At 72.1% G+C, this 14,438-nt stretch carries 13 protein-coding genes; 10 read left to right on the top strand and 3 right to left on the bottom strand.

Annotated features, from left to right (window positions below; translation table 11 throughout):
- Positions 1 to 362 precede the first annotated feature (362 nt).
- The 5 genes from ACGF3I_RS31455 (at position 363) to ACGF3I_RS31475 (ending at position 4,074) form a co-directional block, all read left to right on the top strand.
- Positions 363 to 1,178 (top strand): phosphatase, encoded by an 816-nt coding sequence (locus tag ACGF3I_RS31455; RefSeq protein WP_393138025.1) that lies wholly within the window; start codon positions 363 to 365, stop codon positions 1,176 to 1,178.
- Between the two features lie 128 nt (positions 1,179 to 1,306).
- Positions 1,307 to 1,519, top strand: coding sequence for a helix-turn-helix domain-containing protein (locus ACGF3I_RS31460; RefSeq protein WP_159030439.1), 213 nt, complete (start codon positions 1,307 to 1,309; stop codon positions 1,517 to 1,519).
- Positions 1,520 to 1,639: 120 nt separating this feature from the next.
- Positions 1,640 to 1,738 carry a 30S ribosomal protein bS22 gene (locus ACGF3I_RS31465; RefSeq protein ID WP_003948845.1) on the top strand — a complete coding sequence of 33 codons (99 nt, stop codon included), beginning with the start codon at positions 1,640 to 1,642 and terminating at the stop codon, positions 1,736 to 1,738.
- 180 nt (positions 1,739 to 1,918) lie between these two features.
- Positions 1,919 to 3,001 (top strand): NAD-dependent epimerase/dehydratase family protein, encoded by a 1,083-nt coding sequence (locus ACGF3I_RS31470; RefSeq protein ID WP_393138027.1) that lies wholly within the window; start codon positions 1,919 to 1,921, stop codon positions 2,999 to 3,001.
- Between the two features lie 14 nt (positions 3,002 to 3,015).
- Positions 3,016 to 4,074, top strand: coding sequence for a lysophospholipid acyltransferase family protein (locus ACGF3I_RS31475; protein WP_393138029.1), 1,059 nt, complete (start codon positions 3,016 to 3,018; stop codon positions 4,072 to 4,074).
- Between the two features lie 78 nt (positions 4,075 to 4,152).
- Here the strand turns inward: ACGF3I_RS31475 and ACGF3I_RS31480 are convergent, their stop codons facing one another.
- From ACGF3I_RS31480 to ACGF3I_RS31490, 3 genes are all read right to left on the bottom strand, one after another.
- On the bottom strand, positions 4,153 to 5,334 hold the full coding sequence (locus ACGF3I_RS31480; protein WP_393138031.1) for a DUF5667 domain-containing protein: 1,182 nt from the start codon (positions 5,332 to 5,334) through the stop codon (positions 4,153 to 4,155).
- 270 nt (positions 5,335 to 5,604) lie between these two features.
- Entirely contained in the window at positions 5,605 to 6,393 is a 789-nt protein-coding gene (locus ACGF3I_RS31485) for an ECF subfamily RNA polymerase sigma factor, BldN family (protein ID WP_053724590.1), read from the bottom strand.
- A 433-nt stretch (positions 6,394 to 6,826) separates the two neighbouring features.
- Positions 6,827 to 7,777 (bottom strand): HAD family hydrolase, encoded by a 951-nt coding sequence (locus ACGF3I_RS31490; RefSeq protein ID WP_393138033.1) that lies wholly within the window; start codon positions 7,775 to 7,777, stop codon positions 6,827 to 6,829.
- A 140-nt stretch (positions 7,778 to 7,917) separates the two neighbouring features.
- Here ACGF3I_RS31490 and ACGF3I_RS31495 point away from each other — a divergent pair, with 140 nt between their 5' ends.
- The 5 genes from ACGF3I_RS31495 (at position 7,918) to ACGF3I_RS31515 (ending at position 13,503) form a co-directional block, all read left to right on the top strand.
- On the top strand, positions 7,918 to 8,202 hold the full coding sequence (locus ACGF3I_RS31495; RefSeq protein WP_393138035.1) for a glutaredoxin family protein: 285 nt from the start codon (positions 7,918 to 7,920) through the stop codon (positions 8,200 to 8,202).
- 324 nt (positions 8,203 to 8,526) lie between these two features.
- Positions 8,527 to 9,300, top strand: a complete 774-nt coding sequence (locus ACGF3I_RS31500) for a redox-sensing transcriptional repressor Rex (RefSeq protein WP_393138036.1) — start codon at positions 8,527 to 8,529, stop codon at positions 9,298 to 9,300.
- Positions 9,297 to 10,904 (top strand): glutamyl-tRNA reductase, encoded by a 1,608-nt coding sequence (locus ACGF3I_RS31505; RefSeq protein WP_393138038.1) that lies wholly within the window; start codon positions 9,297 to 9,299, stop codon positions 10,902 to 10,904. The genes ACGF3I_RS31500 and ACGF3I_RS31505 overlap by 4 nt, the downstream gene beginning before the upstream one ends.
- Complete coding sequence (gene hemC / locus ACGF3I_RS31510) at positions 10,901 to 11,860, top strand: hydroxymethylbilane synthase (RefSeq protein WP_393138040.1); 960 nt, start codon at positions 10,901 to 10,903, stop codon at positions 11,858 to 11,860. The genes ACGF3I_RS31505 and hemC overlap by 4 nt, the downstream gene beginning before the upstream one ends.
- Positions 11,857 to 13,503 carry a uroporphyrinogen-III synthase gene (locus tag ACGF3I_RS31515; protein WP_393138041.1) on the top strand — a complete coding sequence of 549 codons (1,647 nt, stop codon included), beginning with the start codon at positions 11,857 to 11,859 and terminating at the stop codon, positions 13,501 to 13,503. The genes hemC and ACGF3I_RS31515 overlap by 4 nt, the downstream gene beginning before the upstream one ends.
- Positions 13,504 to 14,438: the final 935 nt, after the last annotated feature.

Raw genomic sequence — 14,438 nt, forward strand, 5'->3', positions numbered from 1 at the left:
CGCGCCTGAACGGCGCTCGTCCTCAAACGCCGGACGGGCTGAGGTGGCCTGGTGCTGCCCAGCACCAGGCAGTTAAGGGGCGCGGGGAACTGCGCGAGAAGCGACCGCGGTCCGCACCCGACCGAGGGGGGCGGGGGCGCCGGGCACCCGCCCGGCCGGGCCGGAGGGCAACCCCTGGGGGCGCGGGGAACTGCGCGAGACGCGGGCACAGTCTGCGGACGACAGCGGGGCCGGGGGCGCGGGGAACTGCGCGAGAAGCGGACGCGGGCCGCACCCGGCCGAGGGGGGTGGGGGTTACGCCAACTGTGGTATCCCGTAGGGAAATTGGGGCGGCCCCGGGGGGACTGCGGGAGCATCGGGGGGTGTTGAGCGTTGGGGCGCTGCGGGCGCATCTTCTGGCGGCCCGGCTGGCCGGGCCGGTGGCCACGTCGCGGGAGGTGAGCCTGCGGAGCTACCGCCTGTTCGCGGCCCGGGACCCCCGTGTCATGCTCGGGCTCGACCCCGAACGGGGCTGGGACGAGCGGGACTTGCTGCGGCTGATGGCGGAGAAGTGCGGGGTGAGCGACGACCCGGGCCATGTGAGCGGGCCCGATGTCATCGACCCCGAGCGCACGCTGGCCGCGCTCGACGCCTTCGCGGGGCGCCTGGGCGAGGTGGCCGCACGGCGGGGCGCGGTGCTGCTCGGGACCGGGCATCCGCACCGGCTCCTGGGTTTCTACGCCGCCCTCGCGGACGCTTTGTCGGCGGCGGGGTGTCCCGTTATCACCCCCGCGCAGGGTAGCTCTGTCGACATAACGACCCGGTTCGGGGTACGTACGTACAACCTTGACTACGTACGGGGAGTCGCGTTGGTGCGAGAACCCGGCGCGCGGGGCACGGGGAGCGAAACCGGCGCACACACTCATTCCCCGCTGCCGGTTCGGGTCGCTCTGGGGGCCTCGGCGGGGGTTTCCGGGCAGGTTCCGGAGCTCGTGATCGGAGATCACGGATGGGTCTGCGGAGCAGGTCAGCTCGGTATTGAGGCGGTCGGTCTGGCCGATACGGACGACCCCGCGCTGTTCGTCGGCGAGGCCGAGGGGCGCGTGGCCGTGGCCGTTCCGCTTGATGACGCCGTGCGGTCCGATTACTACCGGCCGCTTACTCGCTATGTACTCAATCGAGCGTGTCTGTCACAGTAGGCGGCCGATCGCAGCTCCTCTTCCCCACTCGCACCACCCGCCCCTAGTCTGGGGAGTGAGCGCACAGCGACGTTGAGTCACCGGAGGGGAAGCCGGTGCGCGTCGGTTGCGGAAGGTACAGGTGGGTCATGGCTGCTGGGAGTGACAGGCCTCTCAACGAGGTCAAGTTCCTGACCGTGGCGGAAGTCGCCTCGGTGATGCGAGTGTCAAAGATGACCGTGTACCGCTTGGTGCACAGCGGTCATCTGCCGGCGATCCGGGTGGGCAGGTCCTTCCGGGTCCCGGAGCAAGCAGTTCACGAGTATCTCCGCGAGTCCTTCGTGGGGGTGGAGACGGCCTGAGGGAGCCCCGCGCTCCCCTCGGATTACGTCCCTCACTCGGCGGCAGGTAGGCTAGGCCGACGTAGGTCGTGTGGGCCCAGACGCCCCGCACCGAGTGAGAAGAAGTGAGCGAGGGTAGTCGTGGGCTCTGTTATCAAGAAGCGGCGCAAGCGGATGGCCAAGAAGAAGCACCGCAAGCTGCTCAAGCGCACGCGCGTTCAGCGTCGCAACAAGAAGTAAGCGAGCGCTGTTCGTGAGACACAGCCCTCCCACCGCACTGTCGGTGGGAGGGCTGTGGCGTACCCGGACACGGTTTCTCGGCCATGCGCGCGCACGGGGTCACCGCCGCGCGGCGTCCAGCCGCTACGGTGGCGCACATCAGGGCGTGGGCGTACCGAAGGCCGAAGGAAGGCGCTGATCTTGGGGAAGGTCGTGCTCGTCACCGGAGTGGCCCGGCAGCTGGGCGGTCGCCTCGTGCGGCGGATCCAGCGTGATCCGGAGGTCGACCGGGTGATCGGGGTCGATGTGGTCAAGCCGGCGCACCATCTGGGCGGCGCCGATTTCGTGGCGGCGGACATCCGCCAGCCGGCGATCGCGAGGGTGCTCGCGGAGTACGACGTGGACACCGTCGTGCACATGGACGTGACCGGGACGCCGCTCGGCTCCGGCGGCGGGCGTGCCTCGGTCAAGGAGACGAACGTCATCGGCACGATGCAGCTGCTCGGCGCCTGCCAGAAGTCGCCGACGGTCCGGCGGCTCGTCGTGAAGTCGAGTACGAGCGTGTACGGGTCCGCGCCGCGCGACCCCGCCGTGTTCACCGAGACGACGCCGCCGAAGTCGCTGCCCAGCGGGGGCTTCGCCAAGGACGCCGTCGAGGTCGAGGGGTATGTGCGCGGGTTCGCCCGGCGCCGCCCGGACGTCGCGGTGTGCGTACTGCGGTTCGCCAACATCCTCGGCCCCAGCGCCGACTCCCCGCTCGCCGAGTACTTCTCCCTGCCCGTCCTGCCGACGGTCCTCGGCTACGACCCGAGGCTCCAGTTCGTCCACGAGGACGATGTGATCGACGTGCTGCGGATCGCCTCGGGCGAAGCTCGGCGCGGCACGCTCAACAGCGGGACCTTCAATGTGGCGGGCGACGGCGTGCTGCTCCTCTCGCAGTGTTCGCGGCGGCTCGGGCGGCCCACCGTGCCGGTGCTGCTCCCGGCGGTGCGCTGGGTCGGAACGGCGCTCAGGACGGTCGGCGTGACGGACTTCTCGCCGGAGCAGATTCGTTTGCTCACCCACGGCCGGGTGGTGAGCACGGCCGAGATGCGCGGCACACTGGGCTACGAACCCCGGTACACGACGGCCGAGGCGTTCGCGGACTTCGCCCGTAGCAGGGGGCCCGGCCTGCTGCCGCCGGACTCACTGGCCCGGGCCGTGGACCGGGTGGCGGGGTTGCCGTTCGCGCCCTTCCCCGGCGGGACCCCCGCACGGTCCACCACCCCTTCGAACGCGGAATGAGGAGCGCACCAACGATGGCGGACGCCAAGGTCATCCCGTTCGACGACGACCGCTCGCGCCAGGGCGCGCAGCGCGCCGGCCGCAGGCGCCCGGTCCCGGGCCGCCGCAAGGCCGAGCCCGGCCCGCAGCCGCTGCCCGCCCCCGCCGGGCCGGTGAGTGCCCTGCCCGGGGCGCAGGAGGCCGTACAGCCCCCTCCGGAGGCGGAGCAGAAGCCGGCCGGCCGCGAGGAGTCCGGCGGTTGGGACCGGCGGATCGCGGGCGGCCTCGCCTTCCTGCGGCGGCGGATCACCGGCGAGTACGAGGTCGACGAGTTCGGCTACGACGAGGAGCTGACCGACCAGGTCCTCATGTCGATCCTGCGGCCGTTCTACGACAAGTACTTCCGGGTGGAGGTGAAGGGCGTCGAGAACATCCCGGCCGAGGGCGGGGCGCTGGTCGTCGCCAACCACTCCGGGACGCTGCCGCTCGACGGCCTGATGATGCAGGTCGCCGTGCACGACCACCACCCGGCCGGGCGCCATCTGCGGCTGCTCGCGGCGGACCTGGTGTTCATGCTGCCGGTCGTCAACGAGCTGGCCCGCAAGGCCGGGCACACCCTGGCCTGTTCCGAGGACGCCCAGGCGCTGCTCGAACGCGGCGAGGTCGTCGGGGTGATGCCCGAGGGATTCAAGGGCATCGGCAAGCCGTTCGGCGAGCGCTACAAGCTCCAGCGGTTCGGGCGGGGCGGCTTCGTGTCGACCGCCCTGAAGGCCGGGACGCCGATCGTGCCGTGCTCGATCGTGGGCGCCGAGGAGATCTACCCCATGATCGGGAACGCCAGGACGCTGGCCCGGCTCCTCGGGTTCCCGTACTTCCCGATCACGCCGACGTTCCCGTGGCTGGGACCGGCCGGTCTGGTGCCGCTGCCGACGAAGTGGACGATCCAGTTCGGCGAGCCGATCCCGACGGACGGCTATCCGCCGGAGGCGGCCGAGGATCCGATGCTGATGTTCAACCTCACCGACCAGGTGCGCGAGCAGATCCAGCACACGCTGTACAAGCTGCTGGTGCAGCGGCGGTCGGTCTTCTTCTGACCGACCACGACGCCGTACGACCGAGGGCCGGGACTGCGAAGTCCCGGCCCTCGGTCGTACGGCTGTGGCTCGCGCCGGCTACTCCGCCTTGTCCGCGTCGATGCCGAGGCCCGGCAGCAGGCCCGGCAGGAGCGGGGGCAGGGTGACGTCCGGAACCGGGGGCTTGGCGGGCTTCGCCGGAGGGGCGGGGGTGGTGCTGCCCGTGCCCGGCTCGAACAGGCCGCCGGTGTTGCCGCCGAGCAGACCCTCGCTGGAGGGCGAACCGCTGGGCTGCTGCGACGGCTTTCCGCTGTGGCCCGGGGTGCTGTGGCCGGAGGCGGAGGACGAGGACGGCGTGGACGGGCGGGTCGCGCCCGGGGTGCCGCCGTGGCGCGGGGCGTCCTGCCGCGAGTGCGTCTTGGAGGACGTCTTGGGCAGCAGCGACTGCAGCGGCTCGACCTCTTCGTCTATGGCGGCGAAGACCGAACTCACCTTGTCGCCGACGTCGGTCAGCTGCGGAGGCAGCTTTCCGCGCAGCTTGCTCCAGCTCTCGCGATGGGCCTGCGAGAAGGAGTTGAGGGCCGCGATGGGACCGATGGAGCCGTCCTTGGCGTACGCCTGGTGCAGCAGGCGGTGGCCCTCGGAGGCGTCGTGCTCCATGCCGCTGAGCGCCCGTCTGACCTCGCCGAGCTGCTCGTGGTCGAGGTCGCCGGCGCGGCCCCGCTCCAGCAGGCGGCGGGCCTCGGACAGCCGGGTCGAGGCCTGGTCGAGGTAGAGCTCGCCGCGGCTGGCGTCGTCGTCCGCCATGCCGAGTTTGAGGTCCTCCATGCCCCGCTTCAGGCCGTACAGGGAATCACCGGGCAGGGCGTCGGAACTGGCAGCGGCCACGCCGCTGAACGCTCCCGCGGCCACACCGATGCTGAGCCCGCCCGCCGCAATGCCCTTGGACCAGCGGGAGCGGGGTCGCAATTTCCGGAGCGACGTCGCCCGGTGGGCGCCGCGGCCGGTCCGCTGCTCGGGCACCTGAGGGTCGGCGACACCGCCCCCCGCGAACATCCGCTCCATCTCGGCCATGAGCAGCGTCCGCTGCTCGACCTTGACCTGCGGGTCCATCTCCGGTTTCGGCAGTTCGCCGAGCCCACCCGCCAGGGTCAACAGCCTGCCGGTGTCGGCCTGTTCGGCCGGGCCGGTCTCGGGTGTCTCCTGGTCGGCCGCCGAGGCTTCTTCCAGGGCCTGGGCGAAGGCGTTCGCCCGCCGGTGCGCCGATACGTTCGCGATCACTGGCGGCACCTCCTCTCGTCATCACGGTCGACTCCCCAAGGGGCCTGGAAGGTTGCACACCTTGACCACCACCACACGATCGAGTGAGCAGCTGTGGGCAAGGCGTGACCGCAGGGAGCCTGCATCCCGCACAACGACGGACGCGGCACTTGGGTTACGGACGAAAGGTGAGACGAAAGATGATCGGACCACAGCGTCATCGACTGCTCACGGATGGTGAGTTGGACCCGCCTGGGGCGGGTCGGCGGGTGGTTGCGGACGGCCGGGCGATCAGCGTGCGTCGTCCGGCAGGAGACGGGCCAGGGTGCGTACGGCCCGGTACTGGAGGGTCTTGATCGCCCCCTCGTTCTTGCCCATGACACGGGCGGTCTCGGCGACCGAGAGGCCCTGGAGGAAGCGCAGGGTGACGCACTCCTGCTGCTGGGGGTTGAGCTTGCGCACGGCTTCCAGCAGGGCGGCGTTGGAGAGCGACTCCAGGACGGAGTCCTCGGGCGAGCGCTCGACCTCGTTGGCGTCGAGCATTTCGCCGGTGGTCACCTCGAGCCGGAAACGGCTCGACTTGAAGTGGTCGGCGACCAGGTTGCGTGCGATCGTGACCAGCCAGGCGCCGAAGTCGCGGCCCTGCCAGGTGAAGGTGGAGATCCGGCGCAGGGCGCGCAGGAACGTCTCGCTGGTGAGGTCCTCGGCCGTCGCCTTGCCGCCGACGCGGTAGTAGATGTAGCGGTAGACGGTGTCGCTGTACTGGTCGTAGAGCCGGCCGAAGGCGTCGGCCTCACCGGCCTGGGCGCGCTCGACGAGGTCCATCATGCGGGCGCTGTCGCTGTCGGCGGTGGGCCGGCGGGCGGTCGGCGTCGCGGACGTGCCCGTGCTGCGGCCGCCGCTCCGTCTACCGACTGCGGCACCACCGTCGGCCAGGGCATAGCAGGGCCCGACGGGTGTTGCGGTGGCGAAGGCAGGGGCGCCGGCGTACGCGGTGGGGACGAAGACGCGCAGGCGGTCGACGACCGCCCCGCGCAGCGTAGCCAGGCCCGAGGCGTCAACCCCGACGTGTGGGTACACGGGACTCCCAGAGGCAGAGCTTCCATCACGTGCAGTGCGGAACCGTTCACCCATCGTGGCGTTGTACGGGTTCCGGATTGCGTCTGAGGAGAATAACGCTTCGTGCAGGGAGCGCTACACCCAGTTGCTCAAATCGTCGATTACGTCGCTTCTGTTACGACTATTCGCCTGTTTCGGGCACGCGTTGTGAGCGGAAGTTGATCGAGTTGCTTTCGAATCTGCCCGCGGCAGGGATCTGTTGTGGCCGGGTGCGGGCAACGGGGCAGGCGGGCCAAGGGGGGTGGGCCGAAACCCCCGCAATCGAATATTCCGGCGGTCGCGGGCGCCGGCCGACCCCCGGTGACGGAAAGTGGCGGCCGGCGACGGGGCCGGGACGTCCGGTGGCGGTGCGGGGACGTCCGGCGCGGTACGGGGTCGGCCGTGCGGGGCGCGGTCAGCGGCGGCGGCGGTGCAGGGCGACCGCTGCCGCCGTGCCACCGGCGAGCGCGCCGACTCCGGCGGCGGCCGGGATGCCGACCTTCGCGGCCTTGCGGCCCGTGCGGTAGTCGCGCAGCCGCCATTCGCGCTCGCGAGCGTGCTTGCGCAGTTTGGCGTCCGGGTTGATGGCGTAGGGGTGGCCGACGAGCGACAGCATGGGGATGTCGTTGTGCGAGTCGCTGTACGCGGCGCAGCGGCTGAGGTCGAGCCCCTCGGCGGCGGCCAGCGCGCGGACGGCCTCGGCCTTGGCGGGCCCGTGCAGCGGCTCGCCCACCAGGCGTCCCGTATAAACACCGTCCACGGACTCGGCGACCGTGCCGAGCGCGCCGGTCAGGCCGAGCCGGCGCGCGATGATCGTGGCCGTCTCGACCGGCGCGGCGGTCACCAGCCAGACCTTCTGGCCCGCGTCGAGGTGGGCCTGGGCGAGGCCGCGGGTGCCGGGCCAGATGCGGTCGGCCATGTACTCGTCGTAGATCTCCTCGCCGATCGACATCAGTTCGGAGACGCGGTGGCCCTTGACGATGGACAGCGCGCTGTCGCGGGCGTCCTGCATGTGCTCGGGGTCCTCGACGCCGGCCAGCCGGAACCAGGCCTGCTGCCAGGCGAAGCGCGCGAGCTCGCGGCGCTGGAAGAACTGCCTCTTGTACAGGCCGCGGCCGAAGTGGAAGAGGGCGGCGCCCTGCATCACGGTGTTGTCGAGGTCGAAGAAGGCGGCGGCCAGGTCGTCCCCGACGACCGGGAACTCGGGCTCGGCGGGAGCGCCGTCGGCCTGGTCCTGGGCCTGCCGCGCCAGCTCGGCGAGTTCCTGCGAGGACTTGCGGGCTGCCTCGGCTGCGGCCTCGCCGGCCAGCACGCTGCGTGCTGTCGCCGAGCGCCTACGAGGGGTGAGCCATCCCAGTGCGGCCATGCCGTGAGCATAGCCATTCTGTTCGGGGCCTCCCGACCCGCCGGGATGCCATGGCGTGAACTTTCCGGGGTGTTCGTGTAAAGCGGGCGGCCCGCGCCCGGCCGTCCGCGGGGCGGGCCGGGAGCGGGAGAATGGGAGGCATGAGTCCCTTGCTGCGACGTACGAGGAAGCCGGGCGGGAATCCCGCCGACCGGGTGGTCACGCTGATCGGGAAGCCCGGCTGCCATCTGTGCGACGACGCCCAGGAGGTGATCGAGGCCGTGTGCGCCGAGACGGGCGCGGCCTGGGAGAAGAAGGACATCACCGAGGACGAGGCGCTGTACCAGGAGTACTGGGAGCAGATCCCGGTCGTCCTGGTCGACGGCGAGCAGCACACCTTCTGGCGGGTGGACGCCGGGCGCCTCAGGAGTGCACTGGTCGGTTGAGTCCGGCCGGGCCCGGACCGGGTCGGTTGAACAGCCAAATGATGGGGATCGCGATGGTTGCGGTTACCATCATGGTCGTTTTGCTGTGGTTCGGGGGTATCGCTGTGAGGAGAGTGTGCGGCTTTGCCCCCTTCGGGTCCCGAACGGACTGAACCCGTCCGTGGTTCCGCGAATCGCCCCTCGACTCGCGTGAGCCCGGTCACTTTGCTCGGACAAAGCGGACACCATCTTTGTGCACGCGTTCACAAAGACATAGCCTGCATCCGACGGGGCGGTCCTGGGACATGTGGCCGCCTGCAGCCCCGCTCATCCCGCAGGAGCACCGTGGCAACTGGCCGAACTCACCGACCGGCGACCCGAAGCCGAGGAATCCCCGAGGCCACCGTCGCCAGGCTTCCGCTGTATCTGCGTGCGCTCACCGGACTCTCGGAGCGCTCCGTGCCGACGGTCTCCTCGGAGGAACTCGCGGCCGCCGCGGGCGTCAACTCCGCGAAGCTGCGCAAGGACTTCTCCTACCTGGGCTCCTACGGCACCCGTGGCGTCGGCTACGACGTCGAGTATCTCGTCTACCAGATCTCCCGGGAACTGGGCCTGACCCAGGACTGGCCGGTTGTCATCGTCGGCATCGGCAACCTCGGTGCCGCGCTCGCCAACTACGGCGGCTTCGCCTCGCGCGGTTTCCGGGTCGCGGCCCTGATAGACGCCGACCCCGCGATGGCCGGGAAGCCGGTGGCCGGGATGCCCGTGCAGCACACCGACGACCTGGAGAAGATCATCAGCGACAACGGCGTCTCGATCGGGGTCATCGCGACCCCGGCGGGCGCCGCTCAGCAGGTCTGCGACCGGCTGGTCGCGGCCGGGGTGACCTCCATCCTGAACTTCGCGCCGACCGTCCTGTCGGTGCCCGAGGGCGTCGACGTGCGCAAGGTCGACCTCTCCATCGAGCTCCAGATCCTCGCCTTCCACGAGCAGCGCAAGGCCGGCGAGGAAGCCGCCGTCGCCGAAGCCGCCGCCGCGGCCGTGATGCCGCCCGTGCGCGCCACGGGCCATGGCCGGAAGGGACCGGACGGGGACATGCCCGCCGTGATGCCGGCATGAGCCTCCTGGTCGTCGGCCTCAGCCACCGCAGCGCCCCCGTCAGCGTCCTGGAACGGGCCTCCCTGTCCGCGGACGCGCAGGCCAAGCTGCTCCACGACACCCTGGCCGCCGAGCCCGCCGCCGAGGCCGCGGTGCTCGCGACCTGCAACCGCATCGAGCTGTACGCGGACGTGGACAAGTTCCACGCCGGTGTCGCCGAGCTCTCCACGCTGCTCGCCCAGCACAGCGGCGTCGGCCTCGAAGAGCTCACTCCTTATCTGTACGTGCACTACGAGGACCGGGCCGTCCACCACCTCTTCTCGGTGGCCTGCGGACTGGACTCGATGGTCGTGGGCGAGGGCCAGATCCTCGGCCAGATCAAGGACACCCTCGCGCTCGGGCAGGAACTGCACACCGCGGGGCGGCTGCTGAACGACCTGTTCCAGCAGGCGCTGCGGGTCGGCAAGCGCGCCCACAGCGAGACCGGCATCGACCGGGCCGGACAGTCGCTCGTCACCTTCGGTCTGGAGCAGCTCGCCGCCGGGGCGTCCGTCGAGGACTGGGCCAAGGGCAAGCGCGCGCTGGTCATCGGCGCGGGCTCGATGTCCTCGCTGGCCGCCGCGACGCTGGGCCGGATCGGGGTCGACGAGATCGTCGTCGCCAACCGGACGCACGCCCGCGCCGAGCGGCTCGTGGAGATCCTCGGCGAAGCCGGCACGGCCGCGCGCGCCGTCCCGATGGCCGATGTGGCACGAGAACTGACACGAGTCGACGTGGCGGTGTCCTGCACCGGGGCCACCGGACTCGTCCTGACCGGCGAGGCCGTCGCCGAAGCGGTCGGCGAGAGCCTCACCGAGCCGGCCCCGGCCCCGGCCGGACCGGCCGACGACGGCGCGGCCCCGGGGTGTCCCGTGGACTTCTCCGCCACGGTGGCCGCGGGCGCCGCGATGGCCGGATTCGGGCTGGTCGACGAGGCGCTCAGGGCCGACGGCGCGACCGACGCGGCCCCGGCCGCCGACGCCGACTCCCTTGAACTGCACGGCAGTTGGGCCGAGAACACCCGGCGCCGCGTCTCCCGCGCCCGCCGCGACATCCCCGTACCGGCCGGGCCCGTGAAGCTGGCGCTGCTCGACCTCGCCATGCCGCGGGACATCGACGCCGCCGTGCACCGGGTGCCCGGGGTGCGGCTCGTCGACATCGAGTCGCTCGCCGAGGCCTCGGCCGACGCGCCGATGGCCGCCGACGTGGACCAGGTCCGCTCGATCGTCTCCGACGAGGTGGCCGCGTTCGGCGCCGCGCAGCGCGCCGCGCACATCACGCCCACCGTCGTCGCGCTGCGCGCGATGGCCGCCGAGGTCGTGGCCGGCGAGGTCGCGCGCCTGGAGGGCCGGCTGCCCGGGCTCGACGACAAGCAGCGCTCCGAGGTCACCCAGACCGTGCGCCGCGTCGTCGACAAGCTCCTGCACGCGCCGACCGTGCGGATCAAGCAGCTCGCCGCCGAGCCCGGTGGCGCCGGGTACGCGGACGCGCTGCGGACCCTCTTCGACCTCGACCCGGACACGGTGGCCGCCGTCTCCCGGGCCGATCTGAACGACGCCGATGTCAAGAACCGAGGGCGGTCATGACCGAGAAAGCACTGAGACTCGGGACCAGGCGCAGCAAGCTCGCCATGGCCCAGTCCGGCCATGTGGCCGACGCCGTACGGCAGTTGACCGGCCGCCCGGTCGAGCTGGTGGAGATCACCACGTACGGGGACACCTCCCGCGAGCACCTCGCGCAGATCGGCGGCACCGGAGTGTTCGTCGTGGCCCTGCGCGAGGCGCTGCTGCGCGGCGAGGTCGACTTCGCGGTGCACTCCCTCAAGGACCTGCCGACCGCCGGGCACCCCGACCTGGTGCTCGCCGCGATCCCGGTCCGCGAGGACCCGCGGGACGTGCTGGTCGCCCGCGACGGCCTGACCTTCGAACAGCTTCCGGACGGCGCCCGCGTCGGCACCGGATCGCCGCGGCGGATGGCGCAGCTCAACGCGTACGCCCGCAGCCACGGCCGCACCATCGAGACCGTGCCGATCCGGGGCAACATCGACACCCGCGTCGGATACGTCACCAAGGGCGAGCTCGACGCGGTGGTCCTGGCCGCCGCCGGGCTCAACCGCATCGGACGCGCCGACGTCGTGACCGACCACCTCTCGGTCGACACGGTTCTGCCCGCCCCCGGCCAGGGGGCCCTGGCGATCGAGTGCACGGCAGCCGATGCCGACCTCGCCGCCGTGCTCGCCGAGCTCGACGACCCGGTCACCCGGGCCGCCGTGACCGCCGAGCGATCCCTGCTCGCCGCCCTGGAGGCCGGCTGCAGCGCACCTGTGGGTGCGCTGGCCGACCTGCTGGTCGACGGGCAGGTTGTTCATGAGATGCGCCTGCGCGGAGTTGTCGGTACCACCGACGGTTCCTCGCTGGTGCAGCTGTCCACCACCGGTCCCGTACCCACGTCGCACGACGAAGCGATGGCCCTCGGACGCGAACTCGCGGACGAGATGCTCGCCAAGGGTGCGGCCGGTCTTATGGGGGAGCGAGCACTTTGAGCCCCACCACCCACCCCACCGCAGCCGGAAACGTCACCTTCCTCGGTGCCGGTCCCGGTGACCCCGGACTGCTGACGCTGCGCGCCGTGGAGGCGCTGGCGGCGGCGGACGTCCTGATCGCCGAGCCGGCCGTGCTCGACGTCGTTCGCGCGCATGCGCGCGACGGCGTGGACACGCCTCAGCTGACGGTCATTGACGAGGCGTCAACAACCGCCGGGATCCCGGTGTTGCGGGACGCCGCCAATCTTGTCATGGAGGCCGCGCGCTCCGGCAGGCGGGTCGTGCGTGCCGTCTCGGGCGACCCGGGCCTGGACGGCGACGCGGCCGGCGAGATGCTGGCGTGCGCCGCCGAGGGCATCCCCTTCGAGGTGGTGCCCGGTGTGGCCGCCGCCGTCGGCGTGCCCGCGTACGCGGGTGTCCCGCTGAGCGGCGCCGAGGGTGCGGACGTCCGCTTCGTCGACGCCCGTACCGCCTCCGAGCGGTGCTGGACCGAGGTCGGCGCGAGCGACGGCACGGTGGTCGTCTCCACCACGCTGGAGACGGTGGCCGCCGCGGCCGGGGAGCTGGTGTCGGCGGGCCGTAAGCCCGACACCCCCATGACCGTGACGATCGCCGGCACCACCACCCGCCAGCGGACCTGGTCCGCGACGCTCGGCTCGGTCGCCCAGGTGCTCAAGCAGGCCAAGGTGCTGCCCTCGCCGGACGGGCACCAGGCCGTCATAGCCGTGGTCGGCGAGCGCAGCGCCCCTGCTCGGCGTGACCAGCTGTCGTGGTTCGAGTCCAAGCCGCTGTTCGGCTGGCGGGTGCTCGTGCCGCGCACCAAGGAGCAGGCGGCCTCGCTCTCCGACCAGCTCCGGTCGTACGGAGCCGTCCCGCACGAGGTGCCGACGATCGCCGTCGAGCCGCCGCGCACGCCCCAGCAGATGGAGCGCGCGGTCAAGGGCCTGGTGACCGGACGGTACGAGTGGATCGCGTTCACCAGCGTCAACGCGGTGAAGGCGGTGCGGGAGAAGTTCGAGGAGTACGGGCTCGATGCGCGGGCCTTCGCCGGGATCAAGGTCGCCGCGGTCGGCGAGCAGACGGCGGCCTCGCTGATCGAGTTCGGCGTCAAGCCCGACCTGGTGCCCAGCGGCGAGCAGTCCGCGGCCGGCCTCCTGGAGGACTGGCCGCCCTACGACCCGGTCTTCGACCCGATCGACCGCGTCTTCCTGCCGCGTGCCGACATCGCCACCGAGACGCTGGTGGCGGGGCTGATCGAGCTCGGCTGGGAGGTCGACGACGTCACGGCCTACCGGACGGTGCGGGCCTCGCCGCCGCCGGCCGACACGCGTGAGGCGATCAAGGGCGGTGGGTTCGACGCGGTGCTCTTCACGTCGTCCTCCACGGTGCGCAACCTGGTCGGTATCGCGGGCAAGCCGCACAACGTGACCGTCATCGCGTGCATCGGGCCTGCGACGGCCAAGACCGCGGAGGAGCACGGGTTGCGGGTGGACGTCATGGCTCCGGAGCCGTCCGTCCACAAGCTGGCTCAGGCGTTGGCGGACTTCGGGGCGGCTCGTCGTGAGGCGGCGCTGTCTGCGGGGGAGCATGTCACGCGGCCCAGCGAACGCCGTCCCGGGGCTCGGCGCCGCCGGACCACCTAGGACGGGCGGGGGCTCCGGTTTTTGGGGCTGCGCCCCAGACCCCCTGAGGGGCTCCGCCCCGGCCCCGCTTGGGGCTGCGCCCCAGACCCCCTGAGGGGCTCCGCCCCGGCCCCGCTTGGGGCTGCGCCCCAGACCCCCTGAGGGGCTCCGCCCCGGCCCCGCTTGGGGCTGCGCCCCAGCCCCGCTGAGGGGCTCCGCCCCTCGGACCCCGGGGGGTTTGCCCACCCGCCCGCCCGTACAGGGGGTTGGATGGGCCCGGCCCCTGGGGCTGCGCCCCAGCCCCGCTGAGGGGCTCCGCCCCTCGGACCCCGGGGGGTTCGCCCACCCACCCGCCCGTACAGGGGGTTGGATAGGCCCGGCCCCCTGGGGCTGCGCCCCAGCCCCGCTGAGGGGCTCCGCCCCTCGGACCCCGGCGGGCTTGCCCACCCACCCGCCCGTGCAGGGGGTTGAAGGGTTCGGCCCCCTGGGGCTGCGCCCCAGACCCCCCGAGGGGCTCCGCCCCTGGGACCCCGGCGGGGGCTGCGCCCCCTGCACCCCCATCGCGCCTTAAGGGCGCTCGTCCTCAATCGCCGGACGGGCTGAGGATGCGCATGCTGGCCCGCACCGGTGCGGTTAGGGGCGCGGGGAACTGCGCGAGAAGCGACCCCGGTCCGCACACGACCGAGGGGTTAGGGGCGCGGGGAACTGCGCGAGAAGCGACCCCGGTCCGCACACGACCGAGGGGTTAGGGGCGCGGGGAACTGCGCGAGAAGCGGGCACGGTCCGCAGGCGACCGGGGGGTTGGGGGCGCGGGGAACTGCGCAGAACGGGCCGGGCTACGCATGCGGGCCGAACTCCAGTCCTGCCAGGGGCGCGGGGAACTGCGCGAATAGCGGGCACGGTCCGCACACGACCGACGGCCGGGGGCGCGGGGAACTGCGCGATAAGCGGGCGCG

It is taken from the genome of Streptomyces sp. NPDC048111, assembly GCF_043202815.1.
Classification (GTDB): domain Bacteria; phylum Actinomycetota; class Actinomycetes; order Streptomycetales; family Streptomycetaceae; genus Streptomyces.